General features: G+C 69.2%; 19 protein-coding genes and 1 tRNA gene. 7 read left to right on the top strand and 13 right to left on the bottom strand.

Going from position 1 to position 22,715, the window contains the following annotated elements; all coding sequences use genetic code 11:
• Positions 1–74: 74 nt before the first annotated feature.
• Together OHU34_RS31445 and pepN are read left to right on the top strand one after the other, a co-directional pair.
• Positions 75–428 (top strand): chorismate mutase, encoded by a 354-nt coding sequence (locus tag OHU34_RS31445; protein ID WP_142263721.1) that lies wholly within the window; start codon positions 75–77, stop codon positions 426–428.
• A gap of 169 nt (positions 429–597) precedes the next feature.
• A complete protein-coding gene (gene pepN, locus OHU34_RS31450) occupies positions 598–3,078 on the top strand; it encodes an aminopeptidase N (RefSeq protein WP_230196216.1) in 2,481 nt (826 codons plus the stop codon).
• A gap of 88 nt (positions 3,079–3,166) precedes the next feature.
• Here the strand turns inward: pepN and OHU34_RS31455 are convergent, their stop codons facing one another.
• Complete coding sequence (locus tag OHU34_RS31455) at positions 3,167–3,448, bottom strand: hypothetical protein (protein WP_405769490.1); 282 nt, start codon at positions 3,446–3,448, stop codon at positions 3,167–3,169.
• Positions 3,449–3,628: 180 nt separating this feature from the next.
• On the opposite strand from OHU34_RS31455, the gene OHU34_RS31460 reads away from it, so the two are divergent.
• Both OHU34_RS31460 and OHU34_RS31465 read left to right on the top strand, forming a co-directional pair.
• Positions 3,629–4,987, top strand: coding sequence for an aspartate aminotransferase family protein (locus OHU34_RS31460; protein ID WP_372481774.1), 1,359 nt, complete (start codon positions 3,629–3,631; stop codon positions 4,985–4,987).
• Positions 4,984–6,405, top strand: a complete 1,422-nt coding sequence (locus OHU34_RS31465; protein ID WP_230196217.1) for a lysine N(6)-hydroxylase/L-ornithine N(5)-oxygenase family protein — start codon at positions 4,984–4,986, stop codon at positions 6,403–6,405. The genes OHU34_RS31460 and OHU34_RS31465 overlap by 4 nt, the downstream gene beginning before the upstream one ends.
• A 133-nt stretch (positions 6,406–6,538) precedes the next feature.
• On the opposite strand, the gene OHU34_RS31470 is transcribed toward OHU34_RS31465, so the two are convergent.
• A complete protein-coding gene (locus tag OHU34_RS31470; RefSeq protein ID WP_405769494.1) occupies positions 6,539–8,350 on the bottom strand; it encodes a bifunctional metallophosphatase/5'-nucleotidase in 1,812 nt (603 codons plus the stop codon).
• A 149-nt stretch (positions 8,351–8,499) separates the two neighbouring features.
• On the opposite strand from OHU34_RS31470, the gene OHU34_RS31475 reads away from it, so the two are divergent.
• A complete protein-coding gene (locus OHU34_RS31475; RefSeq protein ID WP_142269821.1) occupies positions 8,500–9,201 on the top strand; it encodes an SIMPL domain-containing protein in 702 nt (233 codons plus the stop codon).
• 180 nt (positions 9,202–9,381) lie between these two features.
• Positions 9,382–10,818, top strand: a complete 1,437-nt coding sequence (gene pyk / locus OHU34_RS31480; RefSeq protein WP_142269820.1) for a pyruvate kinase — start codon at positions 9,382–9,384, stop codon at positions 10,816–10,818.
• A 10-nt stretch (positions 10,819–10,828) separates the two neighbouring features.
• Here the strand turns inward: pyk and OHU34_RS31485 are convergent, their stop codons facing one another.
• Positions 10,829–11,575 carry a helix-turn-helix domain-containing protein gene (locus OHU34_RS31485; RefSeq protein ID WP_142269819.1) on the bottom strand — a complete coding sequence of 249 codons (747 nt, stop codon included), beginning with the start codon at positions 11,573–11,575 and terminating at the stop codon, positions 10,829–10,831.
• A gap of 107 nt (positions 11,576–11,682) precedes the next feature.
• Positions 11,683–11,757, bottom strand: a tRNA-Leu gene (locus OHU34_RS31490).
• Positions 11,758–11,858: 101 nt separating this feature from the next.
• Here OHU34_RS31490 and OHU34_RS31495 point away from each other — a divergent pair.
• A complete protein-coding gene (locus tag OHU34_RS31495; protein WP_020131824.1) occupies positions 11,859–12,515 on the top strand; it encodes an ANTAR domain-containing response regulator in 657 nt (218 codons plus the stop codon).
• Positions 12,516–12,590: 75 nt separating this feature from the next.
• Here the strand turns inward: OHU34_RS31495 and OHU34_RS31500 are convergent, their stop codons facing one another.
• The 9 genes from OHU34_RS31500 to OHU34_RS31540 all read right to left on the bottom strand — a co-directional run bounded on the left by OHU34_RS31500 (position 12,591) and on the right by OHU34_RS31540 (position 22,611).
• Positions 12,591–13,307: an ABC transporter ATP-binding protein gene (locus OHU34_RS31500; RefSeq protein ID WP_057599473.1), complete on the bottom strand. Its 717-nt coding sequence runs from the start codon at positions 13,305–13,307 to the stop codon at positions 12,591–12,593.
• Complete coding sequence (locus tag OHU34_RS31505) at positions 13,304–14,218, bottom strand: ABC transporter ATP-binding protein (protein ID WP_020131826.1); 915 nt, start codon at positions 14,216–14,218, stop codon at positions 13,304–13,306. Before OHU34_RS31505 ends, OHU34_RS31500 begins: the two co-directional genes overlap by 4 nt.
• A gap of 5 nt (positions 14,219–14,223) precedes the next feature.
• On the bottom strand, positions 14,224–16,050 hold the full coding sequence (locus OHU34_RS31510; RefSeq protein WP_142269818.1) for a branched-chain amino acid ABC transporter permease: 1,827 nt from the start codon (positions 16,048–16,050) through the stop codon (positions 14,224–14,226).
• A 5-nt stretch (positions 16,051–16,055) separates the two neighbouring features.
• Complete coding sequence (locus OHU34_RS31515; RefSeq protein WP_020131828.1) at positions 16,056–16,988, bottom strand: branched-chain amino acid ABC transporter permease; 933 nt, start codon at positions 16,986–16,988, stop codon at positions 16,056–16,058.
• 110 nt (positions 16,989–17,098) lie between these two features.
• Positions 17,099–18,325 carry a branched-chain amino acid ABC transporter substrate-binding protein gene (locus OHU34_RS31520; RefSeq protein WP_142269817.1) on the bottom strand — a complete coding sequence of 409 codons (1,227 nt, stop codon included), beginning with the start codon at positions 18,323–18,325 and terminating at the stop codon, positions 17,099–17,101.
• A 271-nt stretch (positions 18,326–18,596) separates the two neighbouring features.
• Positions 18,597–19,292: a Tat pathway signal sequence domain protein gene (locus tag OHU34_RS31525; RefSeq protein ID WP_142269816.1), complete on the bottom strand. Its 696-nt coding sequence runs from the start codon at positions 19,290–19,292 to the stop codon at positions 18,597–18,599.
• Positions 19,289–19,717, bottom strand: a complete 429-nt coding sequence (locus tag OHU34_RS31530; protein ID WP_230196220.1) for a hypothetical protein — start codon at positions 19,715–19,717, stop codon at positions 19,289–19,291. The genes OHU34_RS31525 and OHU34_RS31530 overlap by 4 nt, the downstream gene beginning before the upstream one ends.
• Positions 19,718–19,791: 74 nt before the next feature.
• Positions 19,792–20,280, bottom strand: a complete 489-nt coding sequence (locus OHU34_RS31535; protein WP_142269815.1) for a hotdog fold thioesterase — start codon at positions 20,278–20,280, stop codon at positions 19,792–19,794.
• A gap of 51 nt (positions 20,281–20,331) precedes the next feature.
• The gene (locus OHU34_RS31540; RefSeq protein WP_142269814.1) at positions 20,332–22,611 is read right to left on the bottom strand and encodes an FdhF/YdeP family oxidoreductase; all 2,280 of its coding nucleotides are present in this window, start codon (positions 22,609–22,611) and stop codon (positions 20,332–20,334) included.
• Between the last annotated feature and the right edge of the window lie 104 nt (positions 22,612–22,715).

The raw sequence follows: 22,715 nt of genomic DNA on the forward strand, positions 1-22,715 counted from the left end.
CCGAGAACCCCACTCCACTGTAAGGGCAGGCCACCCCCGGAGCGGGCCCGGCGGACGCACTAGGGTGAACGCCCATGACCACCAGCAACACCCCCGGCCCCGGAGACGTCGACCCCGCCGTCCGCGAGGAACTCGCCCGGCTGCGCGACAGCATCGACAACATCGACGCCGCCGTCGTCCACATGCTCGCCGAGCGCTTCAAGGCCACCCAGCAGGTCGGCCACCTCAAGGCCCGCCACCAGCTGCCGCCCGCCGACCAGGCCCGCGAAGCCCGCCAGATCGCCCGGCTGCGCACCCTCGCCGAAAACGCCAAACTCGACCCCGCGTTCGCCGAGAAATTCCTCAACTTCATCATCGCCGAGGTGATCCGCCACCACGAGCGCATCGCCGAGGACGCCGTCAACGGCCCCGCACCCGCACCGAACTGACCCGCGGCGGGCGCCACCGAAGGTAACCGGCCGGGCACGAAGCGTCGGCGCCGCCCGCCGCGCCCACACCACCCCACGACCGGCACGGCGCTCCGGCGCGAGAAGGGACATAGGGCACGTACCGATCCGCCCCTGTGCCCGGCCAGCGGTATCAGGCAGCATGTCGTTCATGTCCGTACTGACGCGCGACGAAGCGCAGAGCCGTGCCCAGCTCCTCGACGTCCACCGCTACACCATCGAGCTCGACCTGACGACCGGCGACGAGACCTTCGAGTCCAGCACCGTCATCCGGTTCGCCGCGCGCGCCAACGGGGACACCTTCGTCGAGGTCAGGCCCGCAACACTGCACTCCGTCACCCTCGACGGCGAGCCCCTCGACCCGGACACCCTGGACGGAAACCGGCTCCCCCTCAAGAACCTCACCACCGGCGACCACGAACTGCGCGTCCGGGCGAGCATGCGCTACTCCCGCACCGGCGAAGGCATGCACCGCTTCACCGACCCCACCGACGGCGAGACCTACCTCTACACCCAGCTCTTCATGGAAGACGTCCAGCGCGTCTTCGCCGCCTTCGACCAGCCCGACCTCAAGTCCGTCTTCGAGCTGACCGTCAAGGCCCCCGAAACCTGGACCGTCCTCGCCAACAGCATCACCGAACACCTCGGCGAAGGCCGCTGGCAGGCCGCCCCCACCCCCCTCATCTCCACCTACCTCGTCGCCGTAGCCGCCGGCCCCTGGCACTCCGTCACCACCGAACACCACGGACTCCCCTTCGGCCTCCACTGCCGCCGCTCCCTCGCCCCCCACCTCGACGCCGACGCCGACGAACTCCTCGAGATCACCCGGCAGTGCTACGACCGCTACCACGAGAAGTTCGAGGAGCCCTACCCCTTCGACTCCTACGACCAGGCGTTCGTCCCCGAGTTCAACGCCGGCGCCATGGAGAACCCCGGCCTCGTCACCTTCCGCGACGAGTTCGTCTACCGCTCCGCCGTCACCGACACCGAACGCCAGACCCGCGCCATGGTCATCGCCCACGAGATGGCCCACATGTGGTTCGGCGACCTCGTCACCCTCCAGTGGTGGGACGACATCTGGCTCAACGAGTCCTTCGCCGAGTACATGGGCTACCAGACCCTCACCGAAGCCACCCGCTTCACCGACACCTGGACCGACTTCGGCGTCGCCCGCAAGCCCTGGGGCTACGAAGCCGACCAGCGCCCCTCCACCCACCCCGTCGCCCCCGAGAACGTCGACGACACCGCCTCCGCCCTCCTCAACTTCGACGGCATCTCCTACGCCAAGGGCGCCTCCGCACTACGCCAACTCGTCACCTGGCTCGGCGAGAAGGACTTCCTCGCCGGCATCAACACCCACTTCGCACGCCACCGCTTCGCCAACGCCACCCTCGCCGACTTCATCGACTCCCTCGCCGCCCACACCGACCGCGACGTCCACGCCTGGGCCGACGCCTGGCTGCGCACCACCGGCGTCGACACCCTCACCCCCACCCTGGGCGGCAGCAACGGCGACCACACCCTCACCATCACCCACCACGGCAGCCGCCCGCACCGCGTCGCCGCCGGCCTCTACGACCTCGACCTCACCGACGCGGGCAGCCTCACCCTGCGCGAACGCCTCGAGATCGACATCCCGCAGAACGCACCCCAGCCCATCGGCAAGCGCCCCGCCCTGGTGCTCCTCAACGACGGCGACCTCACCTACACCAAGGTCCGCTTCGACCCCGCCTCCTCCGAAACCGTCCGCACCAGCCTGTCCGGCCTGCCCGACCCGCTCACCCGCGCCGTCGTCTGGAACGCCCTGCGCGACGCCGTCCGCGACGGCGACCTCGCCCCCACCGCCTACCTCGACGCCGCCCGCGCCCACCTCCCCAAGGAAACCGACCTCGCCCTCGTCCAGGGCGTCCTCGCCTACGCCTCCGCACAGGTCGCCGACCGCTACGTCACCCCCGAGCAGCGCCCCGCCGCCGTCGCCACCCTCTCCGCCCTCTGCCGCGACCTCATCCGCCGCACCGAGGACGGCGACCACCCCGGCCTGCGCCTCATCGCCGTACGCCACTTCATCGACGTCGCCGCCCACCCCGACACCATCGCCGCCTGGCTCGCCGACGGCACCGTCCCCGGCGGCCCCGAACTCGACCCCGACCTGCGCTGGCGCGTCCTCGCCCGGCTCGCCGTCCTCGGCGCCACCGACGAGCGCGCCATCGCCACCGAACTCGACCGCGACCCCTCCGCCACCGGCCAGGAAGGCGCCGCCCGCTGCCGCGCCGCCCTCCCCGACGCGGACGCCAAACGCACCGCCTGGGCCGCCATGTTCGACGACGACACCCTCTCCAACTACCTCTTCACCGCCACCGCCCAAGGCTTCTGGCAGCCCGAACAGAGCGACCTCGTCGCCGACTACGTCCCCCGCTACTACCAGGACGCCGTCACCCTCGCCGCCCGCCGCGGACCCGCCATCGCCGAAGCCGCCGGCCGCTGGGCCTTCCCCACCCACGCCGTCACCCCCGAGACCCTCCACCTGGGCGAAGCCTGCCTCACCGACGCCGACCCCATCCCCGCCCTGCGCCGCAAACTCGTCGACCAACTCGACGACCTGGCACGCGCGTTGCGGGTACGGCAGGCGTAGGCCAACCGCGGCCCCCGGAAGCCCCAGGGGCCGCACTTTCGGCACCGGTCGGCAAATCCAGCCCGTCCGAGCCCCGGCCGCCGCGCCTTCAGCGCCGGTCCGCAATTCCAGCCCGTCCGGCGATTGAGGACGAGGCCCCGCCAGAGGCCGAAGCGGGGGCCCGGGGGCGGCAGCCCCCAGTGGCGCCCACGTCGGCCGTGGCGCCCACGTCGGCCGTGGCGCCCACGTCGGCCGTGGCGCCCACGTCGGCCGTGGCGCCCACGTCGGCCGTGGCGCCCACGTCGGCCGTGGCGCCCACGTCGGCCGTGGCGCCCACGTCGGCCGTGGCGCCCACGTCGGCCGTGGCGCCCACGTCGGCCGTGGCGCCCACACCCCCGAGTCCCGGCACCACCCCCAGGCCGGGGCCGACCCCACCTCCCACGCCGAGGCGCGAGCGCCGCGTCCCCCGTTAGGGTTCCCTCACCGGATCTTCCGGACGTGCCCCCGCAATCCCCGACAAGCTTGCACTCCCCGCTGCGGCCACCCGCCCCCGCGCCCCGGAGGAGCCCCCGTGAGCATGCCGCCCCTCGCCTCAGGACCCGAAGGCCCCGACGCCCTGAAGCCGTTGCTCGCCACCGTCCTCGACGCCCTCGCCACCGGCACCCGGGCCCGCGGCGGACCACTGCCCGCAGGCGGCCCCCCAGCAGTCGCCACCCGGGTACGGCACGCCGTGGGCGACATACTCCCCGAACACGGCGACCCCACCGCCCTCGCCACCCTCGTCCACGCCCTCGCCGAAGGCGCCGCCGACCCAGCCGACCCCCTCTGCGCCGCCCACCTGCACTGCCCACCCCTCGCCGTCGCCACCGCCGCCGACCTCGCCGTCTGCGCCCTCAACCCCTCCCTCGACTCCTGGGACCAGGCACCGGCCGCCTCCGAACTGGAGGCCCTCGTGACACGGACACTCGCCGCACAGGCCGGCATGGCCGACGCCCTCGTCACCACCGGCGGCACCGAAGCCAACCAGCTCGCCCTCCTCCTCGCCCGCGAAACCCACGGCCCCACCCTCCGGCTCGTCTGCGGCGCCAACGCCCACCACTCCCTGCCCCGCGCCGCCTGGCTCCTCGGCCTCCCCGAACCCGTGATCATCCCCACCCCCACCGGCACCCTCGACCCCACCGCCCTCACCCACACCCTCACCACCCTGCCCGGCCCCGTCCTCGTCGCCGCCACCGCAGGAACCACCGACGCCGGACTCATCGACCCCCTCCCCGCCATCGCCGCCCTCACCACCACCCACGGCGCCCGCCTCCACATCGACGCCGCCTACGGAGGCGGCCTCCTCTTCAGCGACCACCACCGCCACCTGCTCACCGGCCTCGACACCGCCCACACCGTCACCCTCGACCTGCACAAACTCGGCTGGCAGCCGGTCGCCGCCGGACTCCTCGCCGCCCGCGACGCCACGGACCTCACCGCACTCCACCACCACGCCGACTACCTCAACGCCGACGACGACACCGAAGCCGGCCTCCCCGACCTCCTCGGCCGCTCCCTGCGCACCACCCGACGCCCCGACGCCCTCAAGATCGCCGTCACCCTCAAAACCCTCGGCCGCACCGGCCTCGGCGCCCTCGTCGACCACGTCTGCGCCCACGCCCACGAGTTCGCCGACCTCGTCACCGCACACCCCGGCCTCGAACTCCACGCCCCACCCACCATCAGCACCGTCCTCTTCCGCCCCACCGGCGCCACCGACGACACCGTGGCCGAGATACGCCGCCGCCTCCTCACCCACGGCCACGCCGTCCTCGGCCGCGCCCGCCTCGACGGCCGGCTCTGGCTCAAGGCCACCCTCCTCAACCCCCACACCCGCCCCCACGACCTGGCCGCCCTCCTCGACCTGGTGGAAGGAAACACCCCCCGATGAACACACCCCCACACTTCACCGCCGACACCCCCCGCGACCTCGTCGGCATCGGCATCGGCCCCTGCAACCTCTCCCTGGCCGCCCTCGCCCACCCCCTCGCCGAACTCGACGCCGTCTTCTACGAACAACGCCCCCGCTTCGACTGGCACCCCGGCCTCCTCATCGACGGCGCCCGCATCCAAGTCCCCTTCCTCGCCGACCTCGTCACCCTCGCCGACCCCACCAGCCCCTGGACCTTCCTCAACTACCTCAAAACCCACCAACGCCTCTACCCCTTCTACTTCGCCGAGCGCTTCCACACACAACGCGCCGAATACGACACCTACTGCCGCTGGGTCGCCGACCAACTCCCCGGACTCCACTTCCGCCACCAGGTCGACGCCGTCCGCTGGAACCCCGAACGCGACGTCTTCGAAGTCGACCACACCCAACTCGACACCGACGGCGAAGCCCAAGCCCTCGGCCGCACCCACACCCGCAACGTCGTCCTCGGCATCGGCACCGAGCCCTACGTCCCCGACGCCCTGCGCCCCCTCGTCGACGCCCCCGGCGTCCCCGTCGTCCACGCCACCGACTACCTCACCCACCGCGACACCCTCCTCGCCGCCGGCCACATCACCGTCGTCGGATCAGGACAGTCCGGCGCCGAAGTCTTCCTCGACCTCCTCCGCCACCGCCCCACCGGCCACGAACAACTCCACTGGATCGGCCGCACCGACGCCTTCGCCCCCATGGAGTACTCCAAACTCGGCCTCGAACACTTCACCCCCGACTACACCCGCTACTTCCACGCCCTCCCCGAAAGCACCCGCGACCGCCTCACCGCCGCCCAATGGCAACTCCACAAAGGCATCGACGCCACCACCCTCGCCGCCATCCACGACGAGCTCTACCAACGCACCCTCGGCGGCGCCTGGCCCGACACCGTCCTCACCCCCGGCGTCCGCGTCCGCACCGCAGGACGCATCGCCACCACCAAGATCGAACTCCACCTCGAACACCTCCAGCAGAACACCCGCACCCGCCTCACCACCGACGCCGTCGTCCTCGCCACCGGCCACCGCGAACGCCCCCTCGACCGCATCCTCGCCGGCCTCGACCCCTACATCCGCCGCGACAACAGCGAACGCCCCCGCGTCGACGAACACTTCCGCCTCGTCCTCGACCCCTCCGTCACCGCCACCGGATGCAACATCTACCTCCAGAACGCCGAACGCCACACTCACGGCGTAGGCGCCCCCGACCTCGGCCTCGCCGCCTGGCGCGCCGCCACCATCCTCAACACCCTCACCGGCAAAGAGACCTACCCCCTCCCCACCCGCACCGCCTTCACCACCTTCGGACTCGAACAACCACAACCCCGAGTCCCCGCCGCCCGCCAGGCACCCACCCTCACCCCCCTCGTCGACCGGCGCTGAAGCCACGGCCGACACCCGGCGGCCCACATCCCCCAGCCCACGCACGCGAAAGGCGGTGCACCCGCGGTGACCGACCCGGCCACCGCACGAAACACCGCCCACCGCCCCGCAGGACTACCCGACCGCGGAATCCCTAGAAGACCGGCGTACCGTCACGCGTCAGCTTCCAGTCCACCGACGCGAAATCCTTCGGGTCCAGCACACCCTTCGCCGTCACCCACTCCGAAATCCGCGTACGGATCTCCGTCGACTCCGACCACAGCTCCTGCGCCGACGCCACATGCGGGAACGCGCCACCACCATTGGCCCGGTAGTTGTTCACCGCCAGCACGAACTGCTGCGCGTCGTCCAACGCCGCCCCGTTGTACGTCAGGTTCCTGATCCGCGAACCCGCCGCCTGCGCGATGTCGATCTCGTACACCAGACCCGACACATAGTCGTAGTTGTAGTCCGGACGACCCGCCGCGTTCGTCAGCTTCTCCGTGTCGACCACCGCACCCGCGGCCGTCTGCACGAAGTACTGCGCCGAGTACTCCAGGTACGCCCGCACCTGCGCACCCGTCATCAACTTCGCCACCAGCGTGTTGTCGTACACGTACAGGCTCGACAGATCCCGGATCGTCACCTCGCCGGCCGGGATCTCCGACGTCCGCGAGAACGGCGACGCCTGCGCGATCACCGGCAGCGAGGCGTACGACGTACCCGCCAGGGCCGCCTTGACGACGTCCTCCTGCACCTTCGTGATCAGGTCGATGATCGGAGCGTCCTTGTACCGCGCCTCCACCGTCGTCAACGTCTCCGTCGCCGAACCCACCACCTGGTTGACGTACGCCACGACCTTCGCGTGCTCGTCACCCAGCAACTTCGTGATCTTCGGGTCGTCCGCGACCGTGTTGGAGTTCAGCACCTTCGAGGAAACGGACTCGACCGCCCACCGCCCCTTCTCGAACACCAACTCCACATCGAACACCGACAGCCGCTCCGCATACGCCAACGGCTCCGACAACACGACCGTCTTCCCGGTCTTCGCGTTGACGACCTTCAGCTCCGGAATCTCCACATGCGCATGACCCACCAGCACCGCATCGATGTCCGGCACCTGCTGCGCCACCAACGCCGCCGAATTCTCCACATACGGCAGCTGATCACCGTACGACGACGTACCCGACGAACCCGAGTGCGCCGAAACGATCACCACATCCGCACCCAGCGACTTCAGCTTCGGCACCCACTTCGCCGCCTGCTCCTCCAGCCCCGGGAACGCCAGCTTGCCCTGCACATACGCCTTGTCCCAGATCGCGATACCCGGGTTCGTCAGCCCCAACACCGCCACCTTCACCGGCGGCGCACCCTTCACACAGAACGTCTTGATCACGTAGGGCGCGAACGCCGGCTTCAGCGTCTTCGCATCCACCGCGTTCGCACCCAGCAACGGGAACCGCAACTGCGACTCGAACTTCCGCAGCGTCTCGATGCCGTAATTGAACTCGTGATTGCCCAGCGCCGCCGCGTCATACCCGATCGCGTTCATCGCCTGCGCCATCGGATGCACCGGACCACCCTTGGCGGTGATCGGGTCCACCTTCGCGTAGTAGTACGTCAGCGGAGTGCCCTGGATCGTGTCACCCGCGTCCAGCAGCAGCGTGTTCTCGCGCCCCTTCTCCTTACGGATCTGGTTCACCAGCGTCGAGATACGCGCCAGTCCCTGCGCGTTACCGGCCGCGTCCTTGTACTCCGCGTCCTTGAAGTAGTCCCAGTTGAACACGTGACCATGCAGGTCCGTCGTCCCCAGCACCGTCAGCGCATACCGCTTCGGCTGCTTGACCGGCTTCCCCGGCCTCTTCGCCTCGGCGGCCCGCGCCGGAGCCGCCGCAGCACCCGCGATCGCCACCCCCGCCCCGGTCACAGCGGACTTCTTCAGGAACTTCCGGCGATTCAACGGCATGTCTCATGCTCCTCGGGGAAAGGTCAACGACGCGCGTAGATTCTGACCCGGACACGACCGACGGCAACAGGTCCAGGAGGTTGCGATCTGATGACCGGCACGGTCAACTCCCTCCAGAGGCCGGGGAAAGCCATGACAAGGTAGGACGTATGACCTCCCCGCAGAATCCCCCGTACGGCACACCCGACGCCCCCCTCCTCACCGTCCGCGGCGAGGCCGAACTCGAAGTCGACCCCGAGATCGCCCGCATCGGCATCACCCTCACCGCCCGCGGCCGCGACCGCCGCACCACCCTCGACGACCTCACCCGCCGCAACACCACCGCCCTCGACCTCCTCAAGTCCTACGGCGACACGGTCGAGAACCTCTCCACCGGCGCCGTCTCCCTCACCCCCGAACTCGCCCCCCGAGGCCGAGGCGAACGCGTCCGCACCTACCACGGCACCATCCACCTCACCGCCGAACTCACCGACTTCACCACCCTCGGCGAACTCACCACCCGCCTCGCCGACCTCGACCTCACCAGGATCGACGGCCCCACCTGGGAACTCCGCCCCACCTCACCCGTCCACCGCCAAGCCCGCCAACAAGCCGTACGCGAAGCCGTACAACGAGCCGACGAATACGCCGAGGCACTCGGCACCACCGTCGCCGCCCTCCTCGAACTCGCCGACACCGGCACAGCCGGCGGACGCCCCCGCTCCGCCTTCGACCGCCGCGCCGTCCGCTTCTCCATGGCCGCCGCCGACGCGGACACCACCACACCCGAACCCCTCGACCTCGAACCCCAGCGCATCCACGTCCGGGCCGAGATCAGCGCCCAGTTCACGATGAATCCACCGACCCTGTGAATTCACCCGTTCGAGGAAGCCGCGGCAAGAGCCGGAACAAAACCGAAAAGTGCTCATCAGAGCGGCCGCCCGCACAATTTTATAAATTGACGGCAGTCGACAACAACCCTTCACTCAAAGGTTGTTGGACGGCCATGCCCTCCGAATTCCCTACCCACCGGTAAGACATAAGCTCGAAACATGCGCCGAGCAAAAATCGTCTGCACCCTGGGCCCCGCCACCGACACATACGACCAGATCAAAGACCTGGTCGACGCCGGAATGGACGTAGCCCGCCTCAACCTCAGCCACGGCGGCCACGCCGAGCACGAGGAGCGCTACCAGCGCGTCCGCAAGGCCTCCGACGAAACCGGCCGCAGCGTCGGCCTCCTCGCCGACCTTCAGGGCCCGAAGATCCGCCTCGGCAACTTCGCGGAAGGCCCCGTACTCCTTGAACGCGGCGACACCTTCACCATCACCGTCGAAGAAGGCGTAGAAGGCGACCGCCACAGATGCGGCACCACCTACGCCGGCCTCGCAGCCGACGTCACCACCGGCGAACGCATCCTCGTCGACGACGGCAAAGTCTGCCTCGAAGTCACCGACGTCGACGGACCACGCGTCCACACCCGCGTGATCGAAGGCGGCGTCATCTCCGACCACAAAGGCCTCAACCTCCCCGGCGTCGCCCTCTCCGTCCCCGCCCTCTCCAAAAAAGACGAAGAAGACCTCCGCTGGGCGCTCCGCACCGGCTTCGACGTCATCGCCCTCTCCTTCGTCCGCACCGGCCGCGACATCGTGGACGTCCACCGGATCATGGACGACGAAGGCCGCCGCCTCCCCGTCATCGCCAAGATCGAAAAACCCCAGGCCGTCGAGAACATCGACGACATCGTCGCCGCCTTCGACGGAATCATGGTCGCCCGCGGCGACCTCGGCGTCGAAATGCCCCTCGAACAGGTCCCCATCGTCCAAAAGCGCGCGATCAAGCTGGCGAAACGCAACGCCAAGCCCGTCATCGTCGCCACCCAGATGCTCGACTCCATGATCGAGAACTCCCGCCCCACCCGCGCCGAAGCCTCCGACGTCGCCAACGCCGTCATCGACGGCACCGACGCGGTCATGCTCTCCGGCGAGACCAGCGTCGGCAACCACGCCATCCAGACCGTCCGCACCATGGCGAAGATCGTCGAAGCGGCCGAAGAGGACATCCTCGCCAAGGGCCTGCCCGACCTCACCGCGAGCAACAAACCCCGCACCCAGGGCGGCGCCGTCGCCCGCGCCGCCGCCGAGATCGGCGACTTCCTCGACGCCAAGTTCCTCGTCGCCTTCACCCAGAGCGGCGACACCGTCCGCCGCCTCTCCCGCTACCGCTCCCCGATCCCCCTCCTCGCCTTCACCCCGGAACCGGCGACCCGCTCCCAGCTCAACCTGACCTGGGGCGTCGAGACGTTCCTCGGCCCGCACGCGGACTCGACGGACGCGATGGTCGACCAGGTGGACGAGCTGCTGCTGAGGTACGGGCGCTGCCAGAAGGGCGACGTGGTGGTCATCACGGCGGGTTCGCTCACCGGGGTCTCGGGCTCGACCAACCTGGTCCGCGTCCACCACGTCGGAGAGGACGACAGCCCGAAGTAGGGGGATCGGGTCAGTACTTGGGGCCTACGTGGGTGTCCATGAGGGCTACGGCTGCTCTCCTGGCGATGGAGACGTTCCTGGGGTTCGCCATTTTCCATTCGACGCCCACGTGGTCCAGTGTGTCGGTGAAGAGGCGGACGATGTCGCCCGACAGGTTGCTGAAGAAGTAGCGCGGGTATTCGTAGCGCTTGCGTACACCGTCGATGGTCTTCTCGGTCCAGTTGGTGATGCGGCATCCGTCGGAGTGGATGAGACCGCGGATGAACTCCCAGGGATGCTCGTGGACGATGGCCTGCTGCCAGGGTTCCAGGGCGATCCGCCGTTCGTGCTTCTTGCCAGGGCCGTGCTGCGGGAACAGGTGGGGCCAATGTGGGTAGTAGCCGACCACTGATACGTAGCCCACTGCCTGGACGCGGTGCGCGGTGTGTGCGGGGCTGATTGCGCGGATGGCGGCTTCGCAGGCGTCGATGAGGCCCGGCCAGGCATCTGCACACGCAATGCGGAGGTAGTGGCCGGGGCCGCGCGGGTGGTGGCTGATGCACCCGTCACCCAGGTAGAGGCCGAGCAGGTAGGAGTACGCCGCTCGGTCGCTCGGTGGGTCGGGAAACGGGGCGGCCATTCGGGGCAGCGGTTCAAGTCGGGTCTGCCAGGAGCGAATTGCTGCGCGCGAGATGCCTGTTTCTCGGCTGACGGAGTTCAGACTGCGGCCCTGTTCAACCAGCGCGATTGCTCGCTTGCGTGTGCTGACGTCGTACATGCGATTGACTCTGTGTGAGTACTTGCGACGACACGCAGCAAAAAGCGGATGTTCACGAGAACGTGGACATCCGCTTCCTGGTGGAAACCTTGGATTCGAAGGAAAAGTGCCCCAGGTGGGATTCGAACCCACACTGTCCGCTGTTTGAGAGCGGCCTCTCTAACCGATTGGAGTACTGGGGCCTTGGAAAGGAAGGTAAAGTGCACCCCCTCGCGCACCTACTTTACCGCAGCTAGGTAGGCTCTTGTCAGCAGTACCCCTGTGCCCTGAACGAGGAGCCCCCGTGACCGCCCCCGAGTCGCCCCAGCCCGTAGACGCGCCCGACGACGACAAGTCGCACGTGCCTCCGCTGACGACCCGTGTCGTCATCGCCGAGGACGAGGCCCTGATCCGCCTCGACCTCAAAGAGATGCTGGAGGAGGAGGGCTACAGCGTCGTAGGCGAGGCCGGTGACGGTGAGCAGGCGATCGAGCTCGCGCGCGAGCACAAGCCGGACCTGGTCATCCTCGATGTGAAGATGCCCAAGATGGACGGCATCTCCGCCGCCGAGAAGATCGCCGAGGAGCGCATCGCGCCGGTGCTGATGCTGACCGCGTTCTCGCAGCGCGATCTCGTCGAGCGGGCGCGGGACGCCGGTGCGATGGCGTACCTGGTGAAGCCGTTCAGCAAGAGTGATGTCGTGCCGGCGATCGAGATGGCCGTCTCGCGGTTCACGGAGCTGCGGGAGCTGGAGAACGAGGTCGCGGATCTGACGCTGCGGCTGGAGACGCGCAAGCTGGTGGACCGGGCGAAGTCGATTCTGCAGACGGAGTACGGGCTGACGGAGCCGGCGGCGTTCCGGTGGATCCAGAAGACGTCGATGGACCGTCGGATGTCGATGCAGCAGGTCGCCGAGGCGGTCATTCAGGACGCGGACGAGAAGAAGTCGTCCAAGGGCTGAGCAAGCACGGTGGAGCAATAGACGAGGCCCGCGCCCGGAGAAGGGGCGCGGGCCTCGTCGTGTGCGAGGGGGTGCTCAGTCCTCGCCGAGGTACGCCTTGCGGACGGACTCGTCGTGGAGGAGGTCCTGGCCGCTGCCGGAGAGGACGATCTTGCCGATCTCCATGACGTGGCCGTGGTCGGCGAGCGACAGGGCGGCCTGGGCGTTCTGCTCGATGAGCAGGATGGTCATGCCCTGGGCCTTGAGCTCGACGATGGTGGACATGATCTTCTGCATCATGATGGGGGAGAGGCCCATGGAGGGCTCGTCCAGCATGAGCAGTTTGGGCTGGGACATGAGGGCGCGGCCCATGGCGAGCATCTGCTGTTCGCCGCCGGACAGGGTGCCGGCGGCCTGCTTGCGGCGCTCTCCCAGGATGGGGAAGAGGTCGTAGGCGCGCTGGATGTCCTTTTCGATGCCGGGTTTGTCGCTGCGGAGGAAGGCGCCGAGGCGGAGGTTGTCCTCGATCGTCATGCGCGGGAAGATGTGCCGCCCCTCGGGGGAGTGGGCGAGTCCGAGCGAGACGATGTCGTGGGCGGGGATCTTCTTCAGCGATTTGCCGTTGAATTTGATCTGGCCGCCGACGGGCTTGAGGAGTCCGGACAGGGTGCGCAGGGTGGTGGTCTTGCCGGCGCCGTTGGTGCCGATCAGGGTGACGACCTCGCCGGCCTCGACCTTGAACGAGATGCCTTTGACGGCCTCGATCTTGCCGTAGGCGACCCGGAGGTCCTCGACTTCGAGCAGTGCGGTCATCGGTCGTTCTCCTTGCCGGGCGCGGCGTCCGTCGGGGTGGCGGCGCTCTCGGCTTTCGCTTCGGCTGCCTCGACTTCGGCTATTTCTTCGTCGCCGGGGGCGTTTTCGAAGGGTTCGCCGAGGTAGGCGGCGACCACTCGTTCGTCGCCCTGGACGGTGGCGCTGTCGCCTTCGACGAGCTTCTCGCCCTGGACGAGTACGGCGACGCGGTCGCAGAGGTTGAAGATGAAGCGCATGTCGTGCTCGATGACGAGGACGGCGATGCCCTTGTCGCGGATGGCGAAGACGAGTTCTTCGGTGGCGCGGGTTTCCTGGGGGTTCATGCCGGCGGTGGGCTCGTCGAGGAGGAGGAGGCCGGGTTCGCTGGCGAGTGCGCGGGCGATTTCGAGCTTGCGCTGTTCGCCGTAGGGCAGGTTGCGTGCGAGGTGGTCGGCCTTCTTCTCGAGGCCGATGAACTCCAGGAGTTCCATGGCGCGTTCGCGGCTGGCTGCTTCGGCGCGGTGGAAGGAGGGGAGGCGCAGGACGGCCGACCAGAAGCCTTCCTTGGTGCGGGTGTGGCGGCCGACGAGGACGTTTTCCAGGACGGTCATGTTGGAGAACAGACGGATGTTCTGGAAGGTGCGGGCGATGCCTGCTGCCGTGACCTTGAAGGATTTGGGCGGCAGGACGGTGCCCTTGTAGCGGACTTCGCCCTCGGTGGGGATGTAGAGGCCGGTGAGGCAGTTGAAGAAGGTGGTCTTGCCGGCTCCGTTGGGGCCGATGAGGCCGACGATTTCTCCGGCGTTGACGTGGAGGTTGACGTCGCGGACGGCGGTGAGGCCGCCGAAGCGCATCGTGACGCCGCGGGCGTCGAGCACCGTCTCGCCGACAGGGGCGACAGGGGCGTCCTTGGTGGTGGTGTCGGTGGTCATGGTGGTCAGGCCCCTGCCTTGGTCAGGACGGTGGGAGCTTCCGCGTCCTCGTGGAATTCGAGCTGGCGGCGCCGGTTGGGGATGAGTCCCTCGGGGCGGAAGCGCATCAGCAGGATGAGGGCGAGGCCGAAGGCGAAGAGCTGGTAGTCGCCGAGGAACTGGAGCTTGTTGGGGATGAGGAAGAGCAGTGCCGCGCCGATGAGGGGGCCGCTGATGGTGCCCATGCCGCCGAGGACGACTGCGGCGAGGAGGAAGGCGGAGTTGGGCGGGATGGGGCCGGCGAAGAGGTACTGCTCGGGGGTCACGGTGTAGGTGACGTGGGCCTGGACGGTGCCGGCGAGTCCGGCGAGGGAGGCGCCGACGGCGAAGGCGATGAGCTTGACGCGGAAGCCGTTGATGCCCATGGCGAGGGCGGCGGTCTCGTCTTCGCGGATGGCGACCCAGGCGCGGCCGATGCGGGAGTCGCCGCTGCGTCGGAAGACGAGGACGACGATGGCGGTGATGACGAGCATCAGGAAGAAGTAGTTGGCGAAGCGGCCGATGGTGAATCCGGCGATGGCGTGTTCGGCTCCGAAGTCGAACCCGAGGATGTTGAGGTTCGGGATGGAGGAGATGCCGTTGGAGCCGTTGGTGATGTCGGGGCCGGAGGTGCCGTCGAGGTTGTTGGCGGTGATGCGGAAGATCTCGCCGAAGCCGAGGGTGACGATGGCGAGGTAGTCGCCGCGCAGTCGCAGGGTCGGGGCGCCGATGAGGACGCCGAAGACGAGGGATGCGGCGGCTCCGACGAGGACGGCGGCCCAGAACGGGAAGTGCACGTCGAAGGGGGAGCTGGGGGAGCCGGAGACCATGGCGGCGGCGTAGGCGCCGACGCCGAGGAAGGCGACGTAGCCGAGGTCGAGGAGGCCGGCGAGGCCGACGACGATGTTGAGGCCGAGGGCGACGGTGCCGAAGATGAGGATGTAGACGCCGACGGTGGCGTACTGGTCGTCGGTCTGGGTGAAGGGGAACATCGCGGCGGCGACGAAGGCGCCGCAGATGGTGATGTTCTGGTGGCGGGCGGTGATCTGGCTGGCCTGGGCGACGAGGCCGGACTTGTTGAGTGCGGCGAAGCCGAAGGCGGCGGTGATCAGGAAGCCGATGAAGAGTTCGTCGTACTCGGTGCCGATGCCGTAGGTGAAGACGGTGAGGCCGAGGCCGAGGACGGCGACGATGATCAGGATCTCGGCGTAGGAAGGCAGGGTGCCGAGGGTGCGGGCGGTGCCGCCGGCGAAGGCTGCCTTGGTGGTGTCCCGGCCGGCGCGGAGGCGGTGGCGGACGAGGTCCCAGCCGGTGTCGTCCGGGTCGTGGGGTTCGGGTTCGGGGCGCTCGAAGGGGAGGGCGAGGGCGCCGAGGAAGGCGGCGAGGGTGGCGAGGGCGGCGATGTAGCCGCCGGGCTCGAGGTTGACGACGCCGCCGAGGTCGACGGTGATGGCGATGACCGTGTACCAGACGGTGGCGAAGGCGGCGAGGGCGGCGAATTTGATCGCGCCGTCGGCGCCGGCCGGGGTGAGCCAGCGCAGGCCCTTCACGCCGTAGGAGGACAGGCCGAAGAGTGTGGTGAGGGCGCCGCCGATGAGGGCGAGGACCTGGAGGCCGCCGGGGTAGCCGTAGACGGTGAGGTCGCCGGGGAAGGCGGAGGTCCAGGTCCAGGCGAGGAAGGTGGAGACGACGGTGAGGGCGCCGCCGCCGGTGGCGAGGGCGCGGCCGAGGTGCGGCGGGATGCCGATGAGGCCGGTGGCCGGCCCGGAGGCGGGGGTGCTCGGGGTCTCGGGTGCGGTGGTCTGTGTGGTCATCGGTGTCACGCCCTGTCCGCGACGCGCTCGCCGAGCAGGCCTTGTGGCCTGAACAGCAGTACGAGGATGAGAAGTACGAAGGCCCAGACGTCGGCCCAGGACTGGCTGCCGAACTTGTCCATGCCGGGGATGTCGGCGATGTAGGCGGTGGCCAGGGTTTCGGCGATGCCGAGGACCACGCCGCCGATCATGGCGCCGTAGATGTTGCCGATGCCGCCGAGGACGGCTGCGGTGAAGGCCTTGAGACCGAGGATGAAGCCCATGCGGTAGTCGATCTGGCCGTACTTGAGGCCGTAGGCGACACCGCCGATGGCGGCGAAGACGGCGCCGAGGGCGAAGGCGATCACGATGATGCGGTCGGTGTTGACGCCCATGAGCTTGGCGGTGTCCGGGTCCTGCGCGGTGGCCTGCATGCCGCGTCCGGTGCGGGTCTTCATGACGAAGTAGGCGAGGACGGCCATGCTGATGGGGGCGGCGGCGAGGAGGAAGATGTCACCGGTCTGGATGGTGACGTCGCCGATGTGGAAGGGGCCGCCCTCGATCTGGGGGAAGGTGCGGGCCGAGGTGGCCTCGGGGTACCAGGCCCAGACCGCCTGCTGGAGGGCCAGGGAGAGGCCGATGGCGGTGATGAGGGGGGCGAGGCGGGGTGCGCCGCGCAGGGGGCGGTAGGCGAACCGTTCCGCTCCGATGGCGACGAGGACGGCGACCAGGATGGCGCCGATGAGCATGAGCGGCAGGGCTATCCACATGGTCGTGCCGTTCGGCAGTACCCAGAGGTAGACGGAGAGAGCCCCGAAGGCGCCCGTCATGAAGATCTCGCCGTGGGCGAAGTTGATGAGCTGGACGATGCCGTAGACCATTGTGTAGCCAATGGCGACCAGCCCGTACATGGATCCCAGTAGCAGGCCGTTGACCAGCTGCTGCGGCAGTTCGTTCACCGCATGTCCTCCGAGACGTTCGGATAATTTCGACGTGTGTGTCCGGATGTGAGTTCGCGCGGGGCGCCAGTGGAACAGCGCCCCGCGCGGCTCGTGTGATGCGGGGTGGGTCAGCCGGAGTAGGTGCCGGACTTGACCGGCTTCCAGGCGCCGTTCTCGACGGCGTAGACGGTGAGCTGCTTGTTGGTGGCGTCACCGAACTCGTCGAAGGAGACCTTGCCGGTCACACCGTCGAAGGAGACGTTCTGCATGGCGGCGGTGACCTTGGCGCGGGCGTCGTCGGGAAGCTTGCCGTCGTTGTCGTCGACGACCTTCTTCACGGCCTCGATGATCGCCCAGGCCGAGTCGTAGGAGTAGCCGCCGTAGGCCTCGTAGGCCTCCTTGTAGCCCTCGGTCTTGTAGTTGGCGACGAACTCCTTGGCGGAGGGGAGCTGCTCGACCGGTGCGCCGACGGAGGTGGCGAGGTCGCCTGCGGCGGTGGCGCCGGCCAGCTTGATGAAGTCGGCGCTGTAGATGCCGTCACCGCCGACCACGGGGATCTTGGCGCCGGCGGCCTTGATCTGCTTGCTCAGGGGGCCGGCCTGCGGGTACTCGCCGCCGTAGTAGACGACGTCGGCGCCGGAGGTCTTGACCTTGGTGGCGATGGCCGAGAAGTCCTTGCTGTCCGGGTTGATGTGCTCGGTGCCGGCCACCGTGCCGCCGAGCTTCTTGAACTCCTCGGTGAAGGTTCCGGCGAGGCCGGCGCCGTAGGTCTTCTTGTCGTCGATGACGAAGACCTTCTTCTTCTTGGCGTCGTTGATCAGGTACTGCGCGGCGAACGGGCCCTGGATGGCGTCCGTGGTCGCGGTGCGGAAGTACGACTTGTAGACGCGCTTCTTGGAGGTCGCCCAGTCGGTGCCCTGGGTGAGCGCCGGGTTGGTGTTGGCCGGGGAGACCTCGACGAGCTTGGCGTCGTCGAAGACCTTCTGCATCGACTCGGCGACGGAGGAGTTCAGCGGGCCGACGACGCCGAGGACGGACTTGTCGGCGACGAGCTTGGTGGCGTTCTGCTGGCCCGAGGACGGCTGGGCCTGGTCGTCGAGCGCCTCGATCTTGAAGGTGACGCCGTCGACGTACTTCTGCTTGTTGGCCGTCTTGGCGGCGAGGTCGACGGAGTTCTTGATGCCGAGGCCCAGCGCGGAGAGGTCGCCGGTCAGCGGGGCGTCGACACCGATGGTGACGGTGGTGCCACCGCTGTCGGAGCCCTTGTCGTCGCTGTCTCGCGAACCGCAAGCGGTGAGGGTGAGTGCTCCTGCGGACAGCGCGGCGGTAATGGCGATGAGCGAACGTTGACGCACGTTCCAGTCCTTTCCCTGGGCGGCTCTCCCCCCTGGAAGAGGCCGAGTCGAGCGCTGGGCCGAAGGGGTATTCCAGCCGCGCGGTGACTGGGCGTGACTCTAAGCGGGTGAAGCTGACGTGGAGGAGGGTCTGGCCGATGCTGTGACGCTCTTGTTATGACACGAGGTAATGCAGAGCGGTACTTGGTGGGTGGAACAGCTGAATTCAGGCCGATTCGCCCTGTCCGCATGGTGAGAACGTGCAGGACGAACCCGGGTGCGTTCAGGTGTCTCAGGCGTTTTGGTGATTACTTGATTCGTTGCTACAGGCGACTTGTAGGGCCGCGGAGAGGTCGTGCGCATAGCGCGTGCCGAGGATGAAACTGTGGACTTGTATTGCGCGCGCATTACGTAGAGTTACGTCCACGAAAGGGAGTCCGACGTTCTTCGGCACTTTTCCGCATTCCGTTACCCGCATGGTGATCACGACCTTGCGGGCGGAACCCGCTTTTGTCCTGAAGGGGGCCCGGGGGGTCGAGGTCAGGGAAAGCCCGGGGTACGGCTGGGCGAGTCGGGTCACGGTGACCGGCGGGCCGGACTCCACGCCGAACACGATGTCGAAGGCGAAGCTGCGCGGGCGGGCGCCGGGCGGTAGGGCGACCTCGCCGAGGTAGCTGACGTCCACCACCTGGGACGGGAACGGCGGTGCGGGGGCCGCCTGTTCGGCGTCGTGCGGCCGCGTCGCGTACAGGTAGCCGCCGCCCGCGAGGAGGACCGCCGTGGCGAGGACGGCCGACGTGGCCCGGCGGTGCGCGGCATGGCGGCGGACGAGCCCACGGAGCAGGCGGGCGGCGGCAGTTGAGGCGTCCGCGCCGAGGGCTTCGGAGGTGTCGGCGCGGCCGGACGCGTGGGCGGGTGCGTGGGCGGCCTCGGGGGTCTCCCACGCGTGTGTGCCCTCGCCGGGCTCCACGGGGCCAACGCCGCTCACTGCCAGGGACCCTCGGTCGGGCCGCCGGAGCGGTACCGCCGCGCGCAGCCCTCGGCCGCCTCGCGGCCGATCAACTCGTCTGCCGCGTCCGGCCCTTGACGCTGCTTCACGGCCCGCGCGGCGTCCACGACGGTCCGCAGGATCTCGTACTGCCCGTTCGACAGGCCCATCGACTGGTAGTCCCCGTAGGCGGTGCTGTCCAGGACCTCGCGCGACCAGTGGGCGACGATGCGGGTGCACAGTTCCTCGGGCGAGGTGGTGGACGCCGGTGGCGGCGACGGGGTGGCGCTCGCGCCGGCGTTCGCCGAGGCTCCGCAGCCGGTCGTCGGCAGCCCGGCCAGCAGCCCCGCCAGCAAGGCCGCCGACAACGCCGGTCCGCGCAGCCGCCCCGCCACCCCCGCCCGTGGGGCTCCTCCCGTGGTCATGCCCCGACGCTAGGCCGCCGCGGTGGCGGTGGGCAACGGCCGCGCGCGGGTGACCCTCCGCAGTGCCGGTGCCGTCAGTGAGCGGCGCGCACCTGCGCACCGTCGCCGGCCCGGACGTCCCGCAGCAGACAGGTGAGCCGCGCGGTGCACACGCGCCGGCCCTCCTGGTCGCTGATCACGATCTCGTACGTCGCCGTGGAGCGCCCCTGGTGCACGGGCGTGGCCACGCCGGTGACCAGGCCGGAGCGGACGCCGCGGTGGTGGGTGCAGTTCAGGTCGACACCGACCGCGATCTTGGTGCTGCCGCCGTGCAGCATGGAGCCGACCGAGCCGAGGGTCTCGGCGAGGACCGCGGAGGCGCCGCCGTGCAGCAGGCCGTAGGGCTGGGTGTTGCCCTCGACCGGCATGGTGCCGACGACCCGGTCCGCGGAGGCCTCGACGATCTCCACGCCCATGCGGGTGCCCAGGTGTCCTGCGGAGAACAGGGCCAGGATGTCGATGCCGAGGGCCGCGTACTCGTCGATGACCTCTTGCGGGAACTTCACGTGCTGCTGCTCGCCCATGGGGCCCGGCTCCGTTCGTCGATCACAGTCCAGCGTGACTTAAGCAAACGCTCAGTCGGTAGCCGATTGTTCCAGACGGACGATGACGGACTTGCTGGCCGGGGTGTTGCTCGTGTCGGCGGTGGCGTCCAGCGGGACCAGGACGTTGGTCTCCGGGTAGTACGCGGCGGCGCAGCCCCGGCTGGTCGGGTACAGCACGACCCGGAAACCGGGCGCCCGCCGCTCCACCCCGTCCCGCCATTCGCTCACCAGGTCCACGTAGGAGCCCTCGGCGAGCCCGAGAGCGCGCGCGTCCTCGGCGTTGACCAGGACCACCCGGCGGCCGTTCCTGATGCCCCGGTAGCGGTCGTCGAGGCCGTAGATCGTGGTGTTGTACTGGTCGTGCGAGCGCAGCGTCTGCAGGAGCAGCCGGCCCTCGGGCAGCCGGGGGTACTCGACGGGGGCCGCGGTGAAGTTGGCCTTGCCGGTCGTGGTGGGGAAGCGGCGCTCGTCGCGCGGGGCGTGCGGGAGGGTGAAGCCCTCGGGGCGGGCCACGCGCGCGTTGAAGTCCTCGAAGCCGGGGATCACGCGCGCGATGCGGTCACGGATCGTCGCGTAGTCCTTCTCGAACTCCTCCCACGGCACCTTGCTGTCCTCGCCGAGCACGCGGCGCGCGAGGCGGCAGACGATGGCGGGCTCGGACAGCAGGTGCGCGCTCGCGGGCGCGAGGCGGCCGCGCGAGGCGTGCACCATGCCCATGGAGTCCTCGACGGTCACGAACTGCTCGCCGCCGCCCTGGAGGTCGCGCTCGGTGCGGCCGAGCGTCGGCAGGATCAGCGCCCGCGCGCCCGTCACCACGTGCGAGCGGTTGAGCTTCGTCGACACGTGCACCGTCAGCCGGGCGCGCCGCATGGCCGCCTCGGTGACCTCGGTGTCCGGGGAGGCGGAGACGAAGTTGCCGCCCATCGCGAAGAACAGCTTCGCCTCGCCGTCGCGCAGTGCGCGGATCGCGCGGACGACGTCGAAGCCGTGCTCGCGCGGGGGCGCGAAGCCGAACTCCTTCTCCAGGGCGTCCAGGAAGGCGGGCGCGGGCCGTTCGAAGATGCCCATGGTGCGGTCGCCCTGCACGTTCGAGTGGCCGCGCACCGGGCAGACGCCCGCGCCCGGACGGCCGATGTTGCCGCGCAGCAGAAGGAAGTTGACGACCTCGCGGATCGTCGGCACCGAGTGCTTGTGCTGGGTGAGGCCCATGGCCCAGCAGACGATGGTGCGCTCGGAGGCGAGCACCATGCGCAGGGTCTCCTCGATCTCCGCGCGCGTGAGGCCGGTCGCGGTGAGCGTCTCGTCCCAGTCGGCGGTGCGGGCCGTGTCGGCGAACTCCTCGAAGCCGTGGGTGTGTTCGGCGATGAACGCCTCGTCGAGCGCGCCGTCGGTGTCGAGGACGAGCTTGTTGAGGAGGCGGAAGAGGGCCTGGTCGCCGCCGATACGGATCTGGAGGAAGAGGTCGGTGAGCGAGGCGCCCGCGGTGAGGCCCTTGGGGGTCTGCGGGTTCTTGAAGCGCTCCAGCCCCGCCTCGGGCAGCGGGTTGACGCTGATGATCTTCGCGCCGCCCGCCTTGGCCTTCTCCAGGGCGGACAGCATGCGCGGGTGGTTGGTGCCCGGGTTCTGCCCGGCGACGATGATCAGGTCGGCCTGGTAGAGGTCCTCCAGCAGGACACTGCCCTTGCCGATGCCGATGGTCTCCGACAGGGCCGAGCCGGACGACTCGTGGCACATGTTGGAGCAGTCCGGGAGGTTGTTCGTGCCGAGCTCGCGGGCGAAGAGCTGGTAGAGGAACGCGGCCTCGTTGCTGGTGCGGCCCGAGGTGTAGAAGACGGCCTCGTCGGGTGAGGCGAGGGCGGCGGTCTCCTCGGCGATGATGTCGAAGGCGCGCTCCCAGGTCACCGGTTCGTAGCGCTCCGCGCCTTCGGGGAGGTACATGGGGTGCGTGAGGCGGCCCTGCTGGCCGAGCCAGTAGCCGCTGCGCCCGGCGAGGTCGGCGACCGGGTGCGCGGCGAAGAACTCGGGGGTGACCCGGCGCAGGGTGGCCTCCTCGGCGACCGCCTTCGCGCCGTTCTCACAGAACTCCGCGGTGTGCCGGTGCTCGGGCTCCGGCCAGGCACAGCCGGGGCAGTCGAAGCCGTCCTTCTGGTTGACGCGCAGCAGGGTCAGAGCGCTGCGCTTCACACCCATCTGCTGCTGGGCGATCCGCAGGGAATGCCCGACGGCCGGCAGACCCGCCGCCACGTGCTTCGGCTCGGCGACCTGCGGAGCGTCCTGGACCGGATCAGCCTTGGGCGGCTTCGTTGCCATCGCGCGCTCTCCTTCGCTCGCCTGCGCCACACACCCCATGGATCCTCGCACGAGGCGCCCGCAATGGGGACGCGCGGACCGGTCGGCGGGCGGCAGCAAAGCTT

Source organism: Streptomyces sp. NBC_00080, from assembly GCF_045041255.1.
Lineage (GTDB): Bacteria > Actinomycetota > Actinomycetes > Streptomycetales > Streptomycetaceae > Streptomyces > Streptomyces coriariae.